The sequence below is a fragment of the Phenylobacterium sp. LH3H17 genome, assembly GCF_024298925.1.
GTDB lineage: Bacteria > Pseudomonadota > Alphaproteobacteria > Caulobacterales > Caulobacteraceae > Phenylobacterium.
The window spans coordinates 1,646,492-1,661,131 of record NZ_CP101283.1 but is presented as its reverse complement, the minus strand read 5'-3'; the positions used below and the strand labels follow the sequence as shown (position 1 = coordinate 1,661,131).

The window sequence follows — 14,640 nt, the reverse complement described above, 5'->3', positions numbered from 1 at the left end:
TCGATCCAAGATGAGTTCGGCGCCGCCGCCGCGCCTTGACCCCCGTCAACCGGGCGCCCGCTCAGGCCGGCGCGCCACCCCAGTAGAACGCCGCGGTCGCGGCGGCGGCGGCCAGCAGGGTTCCGGCCGCGAACAGCCCTCCGAACCGGACGCCGCCGACGACGGTTGCGATCGTCGCCTTCGACGCGCTGTCGACCGCTGCCGTGAGCAGCACGGCATAGACAGCAAGATCCAGGTCCAGCCCTTCCTGGGTCGTCATTCGGGCCACGGCCAGCGTCACGGCGTCGGCGTCGGCGAGGCCGGCCAGGGCGGCGACGGGCAGGAGGCCCTGGGCGCCATAGAGCGCCGACAGGACGCGGGCGGCGGCCATGACGGCGCCGAGCACCAGCGCGAATTTGAGGACGAGCTCCAGATCGAACGGGCTCTTCATCGGCGAGTCGCTCGCCGCCGCCGCCGCCGCCGCCGGCTTCGAGGCGCGGCCCAGGGCGCTGGCCAGGGCCAGGATCGTCGAGACGGCCGCGAAGGCGCCCAGCGGCAGGACCAGGCGTTGAAACAGGACGGGCGCGATCATGGCCGTGATGACGCCCAGCCGTGCGGCCATCACCGCCCCGGCCAGGAGCGCGGCGGCGGCGTGCAGGACCTCCGCACCCGCCGCCTGTCGGTTGAGCCGCGCCAAGTGAAGGGTCGTCGCGGTCGAAGAGACAACCGCGCCGGCCACGCTGGCCAGCATCAGACCGCGCGACGGACCGAATATCTTGATGGCCGCATAGGCCACGAATGACACTCCAGCCATCGCGATGGTCAGGAGCCAGAGTTCGTAGGGATTGACGCTTTCATAGGGACCAAATCCCCGGTTCGGCAGCAGTGGCAGGGCGACCAGGCTCATCGCCAGCAGGATCAGGGCGCTGCGCAGTTCCGGCCAGGTGAGCCGCGCGAGCCAGCTGTGAAGCAGACCCTTGAAGGCCAGCAGGGCGGTGGCCACCACCGCTGTCGCCGCGGCGACACGCCCGTCGCCGATCACCGCATAGGCGCCCAGCGCGAAAACCAGGAGCGCAGCAACGATGGCCGTCACCGAATAGTCGCCCTCCTCCTCCTGCTCGCGATGCTTGAACAGGATGAAGGCGGCGGCGAACGGCAGGCCCAGGGCGACGAACGCCCAGCCCCCCAGCGCCTGACTCAGCAAGGCCGTGACCCCGCCCAACAGGCCGGTCAGGGCGTATGTGCGTATCCCTGCCGTGCGACGGCCCTCGGCGACGTCGCGCGCGCGCCAGCCGCGTTCGACGCCGACCAGGAATCCGATGGCCAGGGCGAGTCCCAGGCGGTTGAAGAGCTCCAGGAGCATGAATTCTGACCGGTGCGATCTTCGCCTGAGCAGCGACGCGCGATCATAGTCCAGGCGGTCGGCGATGGTCTTGCGTCATGTCAACCGCGAGTGGGTCGCCGCGGGTCTGGGCGCCGCGTCAGGTTGAGTGGGATGACTTCGTCCCTCGCGTCGCGGCCCTCACCCTGCGCCTCGGGACTTCGGCGGCGCGCCCTGGCATGCTGGGGACATGCCCAGGTCCATGAGCGCCGCGCTCCTCGTCTACCGGCTACGCGATGGCTCGGCGGAGTTCCTGCTGGGCCACCCGGGCGGGCCGTTCTGGCGAAACCGGGACCAAGGCGCCTGGTCCATCCCCAAAGGGCTGGCCAATGACGGCGAGGCGCTACTGGCAACGGCGGTGCGCGAATTCGAGGAGGAGGTCGGCTTCACGGTGGAGGGCCCGTTCGTCGAACTCACCCCCCGGCGGCAGAAGAGCGCCAAGCTGGTGCATTGCTGGCTGGCGGCGGCCGATCTCGACCTGGACGCCTTCCGGAGCAACAGCTTCGAACTCGAATGGCCCACAGGGTCGGGGCGCCGGCGCGCCTTTCCCGAAATCGACCGGGTGGCCTACATGAAACCAGGCGAGGCTCTGACGAAGATCCACCCCGGTCAGCGCCCGATCCTGTTGGAGGCCCTCGAGAAACTGGCGTCGCCGGCGAGCTGAGCCACGGATGCGCGACCGTCCGTTCAGCGAAAGGCCGCCCCCGGCCTCACGCCCAGCTTCTTGAACACCATGGCGGCGGGGCAGAAGCCCGTGAAGGCCGCCTGGATCATGTTCACGGCGGCGAACACCGCCAGCAGAATCCACCACGGGCTGACGTAGTGGGCGAGGGCTACGCTTGCGAGGATCACGAAACCCGCGAAGACGAAGACAGCGCGATCGACAGTCATGTCACACTCCTTGAATGGCTCAGGCACGCGCCCAGTTCAGACCTTCAGCTTCTTGGCGCCTATGAGATCGAGGGCCATCTTTTCGTAGAACGGCGCGCTCTCACCGCGTTTGATCTTCCCGATAAAATACTTCTCGAACCCGACCTTGGCGAGGTGGACCCACCGCCCCTCCGCCGACCAGCTGACGTTGCGAGGCGGAATCTGCGGCTGGGCGATGAAGGCCACGCCGCCGTCGCCAAAGTCGGCGAGGCAGATGGCGTTCCAAGCGCCCTCGTGGATCGGGTCCTTGCCGTCCAGCAGGTCGCGCAGGTTTCGGGCGATCGCCGTGACCATGCTTTCGATCATGAAGCCGGTCTTAGGCACCCCCACCGGCACCGGGGTCTTGCCCATGGGCGGAATGGCGACGCAGACCCCGAGCGAAAAGACGTTCGGGAAGGTCGGATTGCGCTGGTGCTTGTCTGCGAGGATGAAGCCGCGCGGATTGGTCAGCCCCTCGATGCCACGCACCGCCTCCACGCCCCGGAACGCGGGCAGCATCATGGAGAGGGCGAAGGGCAACTCATGATGTGCCTTCACCGAGCCATCCTCGGCGATCTCGTCCACGTCGAGCATGCCGGGCCCGGCCTTCACGACCTTCGCGTTGGTGATCCATTTGATATGCCGGTTCCGCATCTCGCTTTCCAGCAGGCCCTTGGTGTCGCCAACGCCGTCGAGGCCGAGGTGACCGATATAGGGTTCGGCGGTGACGAAGGTCATCGGAACCCGGTCGCGGATCTTCCGCCTGCGTAGCTCGGTGTCGAGGATCATCGCGAACTCGTAGGCAGGGCCGAAGCAGGACGCGCCCTGGACCGCCCCCACGATGATCGGCCCGGGGTTCTGGACGAAAGCGTCGAAGGCGATGGCCGTCTGCTCGGCATGGTCCACATGGCAGATGGATTGCGTATAGCCGCCGTTGGGGCCCAGGCCCTCGATCTCGTCGAAGGCGAGTTCTGGCCCGGTGGCGATCACAAGGTAGTCATAGGAGACGCTGCCGCCGTCGTTCAGTTCGATCCGGTTCTCGGAGGGGTGGACACGGCGCGCGCCGGCGCCGGTAAATCCGATCCCCTTCTTGGCCATCACCGGCGGCAGGTTCACCTCGACCGCCTCTCGCGCTCGCCAGTGAACCGCGACCCAGGGATTGGACGGCACGAATTGGAAGGCGTCGCCCTGCGAGACGACGGTCACCTCCGCCATCGAGCCGACGGCTTCCTTGATCTCGAAGGCGGCCAGCGCGCCGCCGAGGCCGGCGCCCAGTATGGCGATGATCGGTTTGGTCATGGCGGGCTCCTGATGTTGCCATACTCAGTCTGCGCCGGCCCGAGCCCGGCTCATTGACCGGCGTCAAGGTGGCTGAGGCTGCCGCGCCGCATCATTTTCAAGCCTTGAATTGGCCTATCATATTAGTATATGCGAATATACGAATGTTGAACGTGCCAGCAGCTCGCTGGGAGGATGACCGATGCCCCGAACGAAACCGATCCAAGGCCTGACGCCCTCAGAGGTGAAGGAGTTGCTCGACCAACGCGCGATCGTGCTGGTCGATGTGCGCGAGCCAAGCGAGTACGCCGGTGAACGCATCCACGGCGCCTTGAATTTTCCCCTCAGCACCTTCGACCCCGCCGCCTTGCCGGGCGGCGGCCGACGCCCCGTCGTGTTTCATTGCGGATCGGGCAAGCGCTCGGCCGGGGCGATCGAGCGCTGCCAGGCCGCCGGGGTGAATATCGGAGTGCATCTTGCCGGCGGCATCGGCGCCTGGCGCGACGCGGGCCTGCCGACCATCCGCTTCGATCCCGCGACCGGCGCCGTCCTGGACGTGCGCTGATCGCCGAAGGAACACATCGATGCGCCGCCAACAGACTCACAGCCTGATCATCGCCCTCGCCCTCACCCTGGGAGCCTGCGGCGAGGCGCCGAAGCCGACGGCGCGGCCCGCGACCGCGTCCGGAGAACGGCTGGTCGTGCGCGAGAGCGTGACGGGAGACTTCAAGCCGGTCGCGGCGACCGTCACCACCAAGGATATGGGCGAGGCCCGCGCGCGCATCGGCGGCACCTTGACCCAGGTCCTCGTCAAGGAGGGCGATGTGGTCCGGAAAGGGCAGCTCGTCGGTCGCGTCCAGGACCAGCGCCTCACCTTCGAGACCAGCGCCTACGACGCGCAGGTGGTGGCCGCGGCCGCCGAGGCCAGTCGCGCCCGGGCCGAACTGGCTCGGATCAACACGCTTTACGAAAAGGGCATCTATGCCAAGGCCCGGCTGGAGCAGTCGCAGGCCTCCGCCCGCGCCGCCGACGGCCAGGTCGCCGCCGCCCGGGCCCAGCGCGCCGCAAGCGCCGAACTGGGCGCCCAGGGCGCCGTGCTGGCGCCCACGTCCGGTCGCGTCTTGCGCGCCGACGCGCCCGCCGGCTCCGTCGTGTCGGCGGGACAGTCCATCGCCACCATCACCGCGGGCGAGCCCTTGCTGCGCTTGGAAATCCCCGAAGCCCAGGCCCGCGCCCTCCGCCCCGGCGACCCGGTCTTCCTCGTGACGGAGGATCTGCCAGGAATCCAGCCGAGCGGTGTGATCGCCCAGGTCTATCCCGCCGTCACCGCAGGGCGGGTGATGGCGGACATCTCGGTCGCCGGGCTGCGCGCGGACCTGGTCGGCCAGAGGGTGCGGGTGCGCATAAAGGTGGGCGAGCGAAAGGCCCTGACGGTCCCTGCCCGCTTCGTCGCCACCCGGTTCGGCATCGATTTCGTGCGCGTGCTAGGCGCCGGTGGCCAGGCCAGCGACGTGGCCGTGCAGATCACCGGCGGCTCCGCCCCGGGCCAGGTGGAGGTGCTGTCGGGCCTCTCGCCCGGAGACACGATCCTCGCCCAGGGCCCGGCCCGATGAATCTGGGACTGTCCGGACGGCTGACGCGGGCGACCATCAGCTCGCCGCTGACGCCGCTCTTCCTCCTGGCGGCCATCGCAATGGGCCTGCTGGCGCTGGTCTCGATTCCCCGCGAGGAGGAGCCGCAGATCAGCGTCCCCATGGTCGACATCATGGTCCAGGCGCCCGGGCTGCGCGCGCAGGATGCGGCCGAGCTGGTCGCCAAGCCGCTCGAGACGATCGTCAAGAGCGTCCACGGCGTGGACCATGTCTACACCCAGGTCGAGGACGACCGGGTCATGGTCACCGCCAGGTTCGACGTCGGTGAGGACCCCGACAACGCCGCGGTGCGCATCCATGAGAAGGTTCGCGCCAATTACGACAAGATCCCCGTCGGCATTCCGGACCCGACCATCGTCACCCGCGGCGTCAACGACGTGCCCGCCGTGGTGCTGACCCTGTCGCCAAAGCCCGGCGTCGCCGGCAGATGGTCCGACCAGGCGCTGTACGACATCGCCGGCAAGCTGCGCACCGAGGTCGCCAAGGTCGAGGACGTGGGACTGACCTTCATCGTCGGCGGGCGTCCGGACGAAATCCGCATCGAGCCGGATCCCGAGCGCCTGGCGCTTCGGGGCGTGCCGTTGAGCGCGGTGATCGACAGCGTGCGCCAGGCCAATCGCAGCTTCCCGGCAGGCGCGATCCGCGAGGGCGGTCAGGCCGTCGACGTCGCCGCCGGCGCCACCCTGGCCTCGGCCCGCGATGTGGGGCTGCTGAGCGTCGCTTCCGTGAATGGCGACCCCGTCTACCTGCGCGACGTCGCCCGGGTGATCCAGGCGCCGCGGGAGGATCAGGCTCGGGTGTGGCGCTACGCCCGAGCAGGGCAGGACTGGTCGCAGACCCCCGCCGTCAGCCTGGCCATCGCCAAACGCAAGGGCGCCAACGCCGTCGTCGTTTCCGAGCAGATTCTGGAGAAGGTCGAAGGGCTGAAGGGCTCGCTCATCCCGGCTGGGCTCGACGTCTCCGTGACCCGAAACTACGGCGAGACGGCCAATGAGAAGGCCAATGAGCTCCTCTTCCACCTGGGCCTGGCCACCCTCTCCATCGTCGTGCTGATCGGTTTCGCCATCGGCTGGCGCGAGGCCGGCGTGACCGCCGTGGTGATCCCGACCACCATCCTGCTGACCCTCTTCGCCTCCAACCTGATGGGCTACACCATCAACCGGGTCAGCCTCTTCGCCCTGATCTTCTCCATCGGCATCCTGGTGGACGACGCCATCGTCATTATCGAGAACATCGCCCGGCATTGGGCCATGAACGATGGCCGGTCCCGCTTGCAGGGCGCCACCGAGGCGGTGGCGGAAGTCGGCAACCCCACGATCGTGGCGACCCTCGCCGTCGTCACCGCCCTGCTCCCGATGCTGTTCGTGTCCGGCCTGATGGGCCCCTACATGGCGCCGATCCCGGTCAACGCCTCGGCGGCCATGGTGTTCTCCTTCTTCGTCGCCGTGGTGATCGCCCCCTGGCTGATGGTCCGCTTCGCGCGCAAGTCCCTGGCCCAGGGTCATGGCGCGGACACCCACGGCGGCCGTTTGGGCCGCGCCTATCGCGCCCTCGCCGGCCGCGTGATCGCCACCCGCCGCAGCGCCTGGATTTTCCTGGTGGGCGTGGGCGTCGCGACCCTGGTCTCCATGGCCATGTTCGCCACCAAGACCGTGACCGTGAAACTCCTGCCCTTCGACAACAAGGCGGAGCTGCAGGTCGTGGTCGACATGCCCGAAGGGACCAGCCTGGAGGCCACGCAGCGGATCCTGGGCGCCGCCGCCGCGGTCGCCCAGACAGTGCCGGAAGTGGTCTCCCTGGAAGCCTATGCCGGCGCCGCCTCGCCGTTCAATTTCAACGGCCTGGTCCGCCACTATTTCCTCCGGGCGCGTCCGGAGATGGGTGATCTGGCCGTGGCCCTGTCGCACAAGTCGGAGCGCAAGCGCGCCAGCCACGCGGTCGCACTCGACCTGCGCGACCGCCTCGGTGAGCTGCCGCTTCCCAAGGGTGCTTCGATCAAGGTGGTGGAGGCCCCGCCCGGCCCGCCGGTGCTGGCGACGCTCCTGGCGGAGATTTACGGGCCGGACGCCGAGACCCGGCGCGCGGTGGCCGCCGAGGTGAAGACCCTGTTCAAGAGCGTGCCCTACATCGTCGACATCGACGACAGCTATGGCGAGCCCCGGCCGCGGCTGCGGTTGCGCCCCAATCGCGAGCAGGTGGAGTTCTTCGGCCTCTCGGAGGGCGAGGTCTTCGACTCCATCGGCGCGGTGATGGGCGGCGCCACGGTCGGCTACGCCCATCGCGGTCAGGGCCGCACGCCGCTGGAGATCGCCATTCGGCTCCCGCAGTCGGACCGCACCTGGGACGAACGGCTGGCCGCCACCCCCGTCGGCGTGTCCCAGATCTCCGGTGGGCGGAGGCTTGTCGAACTGGGCGAGATCGTGGAGGCGACACGGGAGGCCGGGTCATACCCGATCTACCGCCGCGACGGACGCGACGCCGAAATGGTCACCGCCGAACTGGCGGGCCAGTACGAGGCCCCGATCTACGGCATGCTCGCCGTCAACAAGGCTATTGCGCAGCACGACTGGAAGTCGCTGCCCAAGCCGGACATCCGGCTGAACGGTCAGCCGGACGACGAGAGCCGCCCCACCTTGCTGTGGGACGGCGAGTGGGAGATCACCTGGGTCACTTTCCGCGACATGGGCGCGGCCTTCGGCGTGGCGATCCTGGGCATCTATGTCCTCGTGGTCGCCCAGTTCAAAAGCTTCCGCCTGCCGCTGGTGATCCTGACGCCGATCCCGCTCACTCTGGTGGGCATCGTCATCGGCCACATCCTGTTTCGGGCGCCCTTCACCGCCACGTCGATGATCGGCTTCATAGCGCTGGCCGGGATCATCGTGCGCAATTCGATCCTGCTCGTGGACTTCATCCGCCACAGCCAGGGGGACGGGCGGCCGCTGAGGGAGGTCCTGCTGGAGGCTGGCGCGATCCGTTTCAAGCCGATCCTGCTGACCGCCCTGGCGGCCATGATCGGCGCCGCGGTGATCCTGTTCGATCCGATCTTCCAGGGGCTGGCGATCTCGCTGCTGTTCGGCCTGGCGTCCTCGACCCTGCTGACCTTGCTGGTGATTCCAGCCATCTATATCGCCCTGCGCGACGATGGCCGTCCCCTGCCCGCGGCGCCCGACGCCGCCTCACGCGCGCTAGCGGAGCCGCTTCGCGAGGCGCCTTGAGTTTTATCGACCAGTTGGGACGGATACACTCGACAGATGACCACGCGTTCCGCAGCCGCGACCAAGACCTTGCCCAAATCGGCAGAGCTGGCCGCGCTGGAAGCCAATGCCGCCGCGGCCACCCGGCTGATGAAGCTGATGGCCAGCGAGCCACGCCTCATTCTCCTCTGCCGACTGGCCCAGGGCGAGTGTTCCGTCGGCGAGATCGCGACCCATGCGGGCCTCGCTCAGACTGCAGCGTCGCAACACCTGGCCAAGCTCCGGGCGGAGGGTCTTGTGGCGACCCGACGGGAGGGACAGACAATCCACTATCGGTTGATCGACCCGGCCGCGGCGCAGATTATCGAAACGCTCTGCAAGATCTTCCGCGATGGGGATGGCGCGCTCGGGTCATCCGAGCGGTGATCCGACCCGGCGTCACCAGTCCCAAGTTCGCCAGAGGGCGTCCTCGCGGCAGCTTAGCTCAGGCTAGACACATCAAGACGTCCGCCAGCAGGGCGCCGAGCCCGGCGGCGAGGCGAATCTGAGGAAGTGCGGGGTTGATCTGCTGAGTTTCCGCTCTAGCGTGCGCGCTGCTGCGATGGGAGCCCTCGGACAATGGCGGATGATGAGGAGTTGATCGCATTCATCCGCGCGCACATCGCCTCGGTCTGGACGCTCGAACTCCTCCTCCTGCTCAAGCGCAATCCTTGCCAGGGTTGGTCGCCAGGCGCGCTCGTCGCCGAACTGCGCGGCAGCACCGCTCTGGTGGCGAGTGGCTTGCGAAGACTGGAGCAAGCCGGAATCACCGTGGTCGATGAAGCAGGCGACTATCGCTACACCCCCGCCTCGCCGGTCCTCCACCGCCTCTGCGACCGGCTCGATGCGGAGTACAAGCTTCGTCCTGTGACGATGACCACTTTGATCGCCTCTCCACCCGACAAACTCCAGATCCTGGCGGACGCCTTCAAGCTGAAGAAGCCCGGCAAATGAGCCTATTCGCCCCTGCCATCGTCTATGTCCTTTGTCTCGCGACGAGCGTGGTCTGCGCAGCCCTCCTGATCCGAACCTATCGCATCAGTCGCTCGCGGCTCTTGCTGTGGACCGCCATCTCCTTCGGCTTGCTGGCGATGAACAACCTGTTCCTGGTTCTCGACATGGTCGTCTTCAACGCAGCGGATCTGCGCCTGTGGCGCCATGGAACCGCGGCGGCCGCAATCGCCGTTCTCCTCTACGGCTTCATCTCGGAGAGCGAGTGATGGACGCGCCCATCCATCTGAGCTTCATCAGCGGAGCCATCGCCGCAGGCTATATCGTCGCCGCCGCGTTCTTCCTGCGCTTCTGGGCGCGCTCGCGCGACGGGCTGTTCCTGGCTTTCGCCGGAGCCTTCGCGCTGATGGCGATCAATCAATCGCTCCCAGTGGTGCTTGGAATCCCGAGAGAGGAGCAGAGCGGCATCTATCTTCTTAGACTCGCCGCCTTCATCCTCATTATCGGCGCCGTGCTCCGGAAGAACCTGGGCTCGACGAAGGACTAGAGGCGCCTCTCAATCAATCCCCTCATCGGCGCCGCACGGGTAGCGCGCGGAAAGCGCCGCGGCGACCACGGTCGCGGCCGCGGCGCCTTGGGCCTCGGGGTGGCGATCGAGGAAATCGACCGCGGCGCCGCGCAGATCCTCGGCGATCACCGTCCGCGGCGGACAGAAACTCTTGAGCTGTGGCGGCGTTTCGGCCTCATCCGCCAGGATTTGGTCGGCCGATCCGACGACATAGCCCAGGCAGAGCGCCGAGCGCAGGTCCGCCAATTCGTCCGCCGGGCTTGGCCGACAGTGCTCGTGGAGTTGCTGGCCGTCGAGGAAGCCGCGCAGTTCGGCGGCGGGCGAGCCGACGACGACGCCGGTGGCGAGCAGGACAAGCCAGATCACCCGGTCACCCTTTCGCCTGGCCGTACGCCCTCCGCCAACAGGCGCGCCCAGATTTCCTCGGCCGTCTCGGCGAAATGGAAGAGGTCGAGGTCGCGCGCGTCGATCATGCCGTGGGCCAGCAAGGCCTCAAGGTTGATCACTGAAGTCCAATAGGCCCTATCGACCAGGACCACGGGAATGGGCGGACTCTTTCCAGTCTGGCGCAGGGTCAGGATTTCGAAGAGTTCATCCAGCGTCCCAAAGCCGCCCGGGAACACCACCAGCGCGTTGGCGCGCATCGCCAGGTGCATCTTGCGCATGGCGAAGTAGTGAAAGCGGAAGGTCAGATCCGGCGTGCTGTAGGGGTTTGGGCCCTGCTCCCGTGGCAGGGAGATGTTGAAGCCGATGGACGGAGCCCCGGCGTCGTTCGCGCCGCGATTGGCCGCCTCCATGGCGCCGGGGCCGCCGCCGGTGGCGATGACGTTGTCGCGCTGGCCGCCCTCGGGCCGCAACGCCCCGCCCTCTTCCGACGCCAGCCGGCCGAACCGCCTGGCCTGCTGGTACCACCGGCGCTGGTCGGGGCTTCCCGTGTCGCTGATGCGCGCGCTGCCGAAGACGACGATCGTGGATCTCACGCCCCAGGCGCGAAGGGCCTCGTCGGCCTTGGCGAACTCGAGCAGGAACCGCACCCCGCGCATGGAGCCGCCCAGCAGGAAGTCCTGGTCCAGCGCCGCCAGGGTATAGGAGGGCGAGGCGCGTTGCGCCCCATTGCCCTGCGGCTCGGTTGTCGGTGTGTGGGCTTGTTCGTCCGCTGGCATCGGATCGCCTAGTGGGAGACCAGCAGGGCGGTCGGCGGATTGTTCATGAAGTCGCGGCTGACGCCGCCGAGGATCCGCTCGGCCAGCCGCGTGCGGCCATAGATTCCCATGACCAGCAGGTCGGCTTTCCAGTCGTCGACCTGGCCGCGCAGCGTGTCGCTGACCGAGGCCTCCGGCGATGTCTCCACGAAGACCTCGACCTTACAGCCGCGCCGTTCGAAGCGCTGTTGCATGGCCGAGATGTCCGCCCGGTCGAGCCGCGGCGACACCATGGCCACGGCCACATGGTCGGCGGCTGAGATCAGCGGCCAGGCGTCGCGCAGGGCGCGGGCGGCCTCACGGCTGCCGTTCCAGGCGACCAGGACGCGGCGGCCGACGCTGACCGGCTCCGGTGCGTCGGGCAGCACCAGCACGGGGCCCCCGCAGGCGAACGCCAGCTCCGTCGGCGAGACATGGAACTCGCCCCGCGAAGGCGTTTCCCCTGGCGCGACGACGACCAGGTCCGCGCCGCGCGCGTGGTCGATGAATCGCCGGGGCAAGTCCTGCTTCAGCCTGAGCCAATCGCAGCCGACCTCGGCCCCCTGGGTGGCGGCGGCAAGCCAGGCCCGGGCCTGCTGTTCGGCGCGGTTGACCGCCGCCTCGTGCGCCTCGAGCGCCGAGGTCAGCAAGGCCGGCGGGATCCACGCTCCTCCAGCCGCGGTGCTGGGCAACGTGAAGGCGGGCTCGAGAAAGACCCCGGTGAGATGGGCGCCGAAGCGCTTGGCCAAGCGCGTGGCCTGGTCGCAGCGGCCTTGAGCGGCGGGATCGGCGGCCACCTCAACCAGAATGTCGCGATAGGTCATTGAACCATCTCCTTGCAGCGCGACGATGGGGCCCTGGCGGCAGGCCCGCTTTGACCGTCCTCAACGGGCGACCGCCAAGCTATGCTTGCGTTTCGAGGAGCCTTCAATGGTCAAGCCCTTCCAGGCCTGGGCCGTCACGGCGGCCTTGGTCCTGGCCGGCCCGACGCTGGCCTGGCGTCGGGGCCGCGGCCCGCCCGGCCCACCTCGCTAAGCCTGTCGGCGCGCGCTGACGAGACGCCAGGCTTCGGCCGCGAGGAGAGGCTGGGCCCGTCGGAGATCGAGGACCCTCACCGACGACGCCTGGACGCTCTCCATTCGATCGACGGACAACGCCTATTTGGGGGCCGACGCCGCGTCCTTGGACATCATCGCTTCGCACTGCTTGTGGAGCTGCTCCATCTCCTCGGGCGAGTGCTTCTTTCCCTGCGGCCAAGTCGGCGCGCCGGTCTTGTCGCGACCGTGATCATGCGGCTGCTTCGCCGCCATCTTGGCGCCCATCACGGCCTTGCATTTTTCGTGGGTGACCTGCGCGTCGGCGGCGGAAGTCGAGGCCGCCGGCGGCGTTCCAACGGGGGCGGGATGATGACCCGCGTGGTCCTGTTGGGCCAGGGTCGGCCCGGCGGCGAACGCCGCGAGGCTGGCGACAGATATGAGAAGGGCACGCATCGGAAATCTCCTATGTGCGAGTTCTCTCATTATGGCGCGTTCCGCGCTTTTGGCCTTGCGATACGTCAAGCCTTCCAAGCGGGAATCGCAAGGTCTCGAGGACCAGGCCGGGCCAATCTCGCCTGGGGCAAGGCTCTTGATACCGGTCAAAGCCGGCGGCGCGCGGCGCGATAAGGTTTCGTTGGGCCGGCGCTTTCGCCAGCTGTCGCCGAGGGTCACACGATGACCGCCACGTCTCCGCCCAACCATTCCACGAGGCCGCTGAGCGTCATCCGATGCGCGGCGTCCGCCGCCCTGGGCCTGACGGTCCTGTTCGCCCTCTGCTGGGCTGGAGCAGGTTTCGTCGAAAGCCCATCGCACATGTTCGTCGCGCTGTTCACGAGACAGCCGATCACCTCGACGGCCGCACTCCTGGATGGCCTTCTGTGGTCGCCCGTGTTCGGCGCGCTCGCCGGGGCGCTCATCTCGGCGTCCTACAACCTGCTGGGCCGCTTCGATCGGCGCTGACCGCGAACGAAACAAGCCGAGCGACCCTCGGTCCATAGCCTGGACGGATCTCGCCAATGACCAAGTACGACTGGAAGCGTCCCGCCCTTCTCGCCGCCGGTTCAGCCGCGCTCATCCTGATGTTCTATCTGGTCCGCGAGCATCGCGGGCACGCCGCTGGCTACCTGCCCTACCTGATCCTGGCGGTGTGCCCGTTGCTCCATTTGTTCCACGGCGGACATCGCCGAGGAGGAGATTCCTGATGTACGTGAAGCAAACCGCGCCGCTGGCGATACGAGCCCCAACCCGTCCCGCCAGGACGGTCCGCTCCAAGCTCCGTCGCCTGCACGTTCGGATCTGCCGCAAGCTGCGTCCGGTTTTCGAGGTCGCGGCATTCTTCGGCGCCGCCTTGTCGGCGGTCTTCGAGCTGTTCTCGGGACGCCTGCCGAGCTTCTCGGCCACCGAAGTCTCATGTCCCCCAGAGCCGGAGCCCGAGCCGCCGGCGGCGGCCGACAGCCCGCTCGTCCCCTACCCGGTTCACGACTAGCGCCCATCAAATCCCGACCCGGGTCGTCCAGCCGAGCCAGGCCGCGACGCCGACCAGGCCGCCGGCGAACACCCCCCTCATCGCCCGCTCATAGGCGCCGCCCCTGGGCAAGTTCAGGGCGGCCGACCCCGCCAGGGCGACGATGCCGAGGTGGACCACCAGGCTCACGCCCAGATGGACAGCGCCGAGGACCAGGACCTGGGGCGTCGTCTCACCGGCGTCCGGCGTCGTGAAACCTGGCAACAGGGCGAGATAGAAAACCGCGGCCTTGGGATTGAGCAAATTGGCGAGGAAGCCGCGGGCGGCGAACCGGCCATAGGGCGACCGCTCGTCGGCTGGGGTGGGCGCGACCTCCGGCGAGCCGCGCCAGGCGTCGAGCGCGAGCCATAGCAGATAGCCGATTCCGGCCACGCGAAGGGCTTGGAACAGCCACGGCGCCTGCGCGGCGATCCCGGCCAGGCCGGCGACGGTGGCGAGCAGGTACAGGGCCAAGCCCAGGGTCACTCCGGCCACAGTGGCCAGGCCGGCGACGCGACCGTGCCGAGCGGCCACCAGGCCGAGATAGGCCATGTTCGGCCCAGGCGTCAGCTCGACGAGGCCGACCGCCACGAGAAATGGAACGATGCGGCCGGACTCGAGGAGCGCGTCCAGGAGAGCCTCAGTCGGACGGCTGGGCGCGCCAGAACACCAGTCCGATCAAGGCGATCGCGGCGGCGGCGATGGCGAGGGCGGTCGCCGGGTGCTCCCTGGCCTGGGTCACGGCCTGGTCGGTCAGCTCACGCGACTGCCGGCGGGCCTCCACCGTAAAGTCACGGGACGCGCGCTGCAGCTTGGTGGCCACGCGGGTGAAATTGTCCCGCGCCTCATCGCTGATGGCCTCGCCGGCCTTCTTCAGCTCGTGACCGATGTCGTCGAGGGCGTCATCCAGCTCGTTGGCGATCCTCTTGGCGACGGACTTGCTCATGGCGCGGCTCCTTGCTGCTGT

General features: G+C 68.3%; 20 protein-coding genes. 11 read left to right on the top strand and 9 right to left on the bottom strand.

The genetic code is table 11. The annotated features are described in order from the left end of the window. Positions 1-61: 61 nt before the first annotated feature. Complete coding sequence (locus tag M9M90_RS08065; protein WP_254836647.1) at positions 62-1,342, bottom strand: DUF4010 domain-containing protein; 1,281 nt, start codon at positions 1,340-1,342, stop codon at positions 62-64. 220 nt (positions 1,343-1,562) lie between these two features. Here M9M90_RS08065 and M9M90_RS08060 point away from each other — a divergent pair, with 220 nt between their 5' ends. Continuing rightward, positions 1,563-2,024 carry an NUDIX domain-containing protein gene (locus M9M90_RS08060; protein ID WP_254836646.1) on the top strand — a complete coding sequence of 154 codons (462 nt, stop codon included), beginning with the start codon at positions 1,563-1,565 and terminating at the stop codon, positions 2,022-2,024. 23 nt (positions 2,025-2,047) lie between these two features. Here the strand turns inward: M9M90_RS08060 and M9M90_RS08055 are convergent, their stop codons facing one another. Continuing rightward, on the bottom strand, positions 2,048-2,251 hold the full coding sequence (locus M9M90_RS08055; protein ID WP_254836645.1) for a DUF2892 domain-containing protein: 204 nt from the start codon (positions 2,249-2,251) through the stop codon (positions 2,048-2,050). Positions 2,252-2,287: 36 nt separating this feature from the next. Further along, positions 2,288-3,568: an NAD(P)/FAD-dependent oxidoreductase gene (locus tag M9M90_RS08050; protein WP_254836644.1), complete on the bottom strand. Its 1,281-nt coding sequence runs from the start codon at positions 3,566-3,568 to the stop codon at positions 2,288-2,290. A gap of 181 nt (positions 3,569-3,749) precedes the next feature. On the opposite strand from M9M90_RS08050, the gene M9M90_RS08045 reads away from it, so the two are divergent. The 7 genes from M9M90_RS08045 (at position 3,750) to M9M90_RS08015 (ending at position 9,930) form a co-directional block, all read left to right on the top strand. After that, the gene (locus M9M90_RS08045; RefSeq protein ID WP_254836643.1) at positions 3,750-4,112 is read left to right on the top strand and encodes a rhodanese-like domain-containing protein; all 363 of its coding nucleotides are present in this window, start codon (positions 3,750-3,752) and stop codon (positions 4,110-4,112) included. Positions 4,113-4,131: 19 nt separating this feature from the next. After that, complete coding sequence (locus M9M90_RS08040; RefSeq protein ID WP_254836642.1) at positions 4,132-5,160, top strand: efflux RND transporter periplasmic adaptor subunit; 1,029 nt, start codon at positions 4,132-4,134, stop codon at positions 5,158-5,160. After that, the gene (locus tag M9M90_RS08035) at positions 5,157-8,414 is read left to right on the top strand and encodes an efflux RND transporter permease subunit (protein WP_254836641.1); all 3,258 of its coding nucleotides are present in this window, start codon (positions 5,157-5,159) and stop codon (positions 8,412-8,414) included. Before M9M90_RS08040 ends, M9M90_RS08035 begins: the two co-directional genes overlap by 4 nt. 36 nt (positions 8,415-8,450) lie before the next feature. After that, positions 8,451-8,819 carry a metalloregulator ArsR/SmtB family transcription factor gene (locus M9M90_RS08030; RefSeq protein WP_254836640.1) on the top strand — a complete coding sequence of 123 codons (369 nt, stop codon included), beginning with the start codon at positions 8,451-8,453 and terminating at the stop codon, positions 8,817-8,819. 192 nt (positions 8,820-9,011) lie between these two features. Next, positions 9,012-9,386, top strand: a complete 375-nt coding sequence (locus M9M90_RS08025) for a hypothetical protein (RefSeq protein WP_254836639.1) — start codon at positions 9,012-9,014, stop codon at positions 9,384-9,386. Then, positions 9,383-9,652, top strand: a complete 270-nt coding sequence (locus tag M9M90_RS08020) for a DUF5985 family protein (RefSeq protein WP_254836638.1) — start codon at positions 9,383-9,385, stop codon at positions 9,650-9,652. The genes M9M90_RS08025 and M9M90_RS08020 overlap by 4 nt, the downstream gene beginning before the upstream one ends. Then, on the top strand, positions 9,652-9,930 hold the full coding sequence (locus tag M9M90_RS08015; protein WP_254836637.1) for a DUF5985 family protein: 279 nt from the start codon (positions 9,652-9,654) through the stop codon (positions 9,928-9,930). The genes M9M90_RS08020 and M9M90_RS08015 overlap by 1 nt, the downstream gene beginning before the upstream one ends. 9 nt (positions 9,931-9,939) lie before the next feature. Here the strand turns inward: M9M90_RS08015 and M9M90_RS08010 are convergent, their stop codons facing one another. The 4 genes from M9M90_RS08010 to M9M90_RS07995 form a co-directional block, all read right to left on the bottom strand. Then, a complete protein-coding gene (locus M9M90_RS08010) occupies positions 9,940-10,317 on the bottom strand; it encodes a Rap1a/Tai family immunity protein (protein WP_254836636.1) in 378 nt (125 codons plus the stop codon). Then, on the bottom strand, positions 10,314-11,114 hold the full coding sequence (locus M9M90_RS08005; protein ID WP_254836635.1) for an LOG family protein: 801 nt from the start codon (positions 11,112-11,114) through the stop codon (positions 10,314-10,316). Before M9M90_RS08005 ends, M9M90_RS08010 begins: the two co-directional genes overlap by 4 nt. 8 nt (positions 11,115-11,122) lie before the next feature. Beyond that, positions 11,123-11,956: a universal stress protein gene (locus tag M9M90_RS08000; protein WP_254836634.1), complete on the bottom strand. Its 834-nt coding sequence runs from the start codon at positions 11,954-11,956 to the stop codon at positions 11,123-11,125. A 333-nt stretch (positions 11,957-12,289) separates the two neighbouring features. Next, positions 12,290-12,622, bottom strand: a complete 333-nt coding sequence (locus M9M90_RS07995; RefSeq protein WP_254836633.1) for a hypothetical protein — start codon at positions 12,620-12,622, stop codon at positions 12,290-12,292. Between the two features lie 222 nt (positions 12,623-12,844). On the opposite strand from M9M90_RS07995, the gene M9M90_RS07990 reads away from it, so the two are divergent. From M9M90_RS07990 to M9M90_RS07980, 3 genes are read left to right on the top strand one after another with little or no spacing between them, the layout of a single operon-like run. Beyond that, on the top strand, positions 12,845-13,129 hold the full coding sequence (locus tag M9M90_RS07990; RefSeq protein WP_254836632.1) for a hypothetical protein: 285 nt from the start codon (positions 12,845-12,847) through the stop codon (positions 13,127-13,129). A 56-nt stretch (positions 13,130-13,185) separates the two neighbouring features. Then, positions 13,186-13,371, top strand: a complete 186-nt coding sequence (locus tag M9M90_RS07985; RefSeq protein ID WP_254836631.1) for a DUF2933 domain-containing protein — start codon at positions 13,186-13,188, stop codon at positions 13,369-13,371. Next, the gene (locus M9M90_RS07980) at positions 13,371-13,655 is read left to right on the top strand and encodes a hypothetical protein (RefSeq protein ID WP_254836630.1); all 285 of its coding nucleotides are present in this window, start codon (positions 13,371-13,373) and stop codon (positions 13,653-13,655) included. The genes M9M90_RS07985 and M9M90_RS07980 overlap by 1 nt, the downstream gene beginning before the upstream one ends. 6 nt (positions 13,656-13,661) lie before the next feature. Here M9M90_RS07980 and M9M90_RS07975 read toward each other — a convergent pair whose 3' ends face one another. Together M9M90_RS07975 and M9M90_RS07970 are read right to left on the bottom strand one after the other, a co-directional pair. Beyond that, entirely contained in the window at positions 13,662-14,264 is a 603-nt protein-coding gene (locus tag M9M90_RS07975; protein WP_256549242.1) for a LysE family translocator, read from the bottom strand. Between the two features lie 49 nt (positions 14,265-14,313). Beyond that, positions 14,314-14,619: a hypothetical protein gene (locus M9M90_RS07970; RefSeq protein ID WP_254836628.1), complete on the bottom strand. Its 306-nt coding sequence runs from the start codon at positions 14,617-14,619 to the stop codon at positions 14,314-14,316. Positions 14,620-14,640 lie beyond the last annotated feature (21 nt).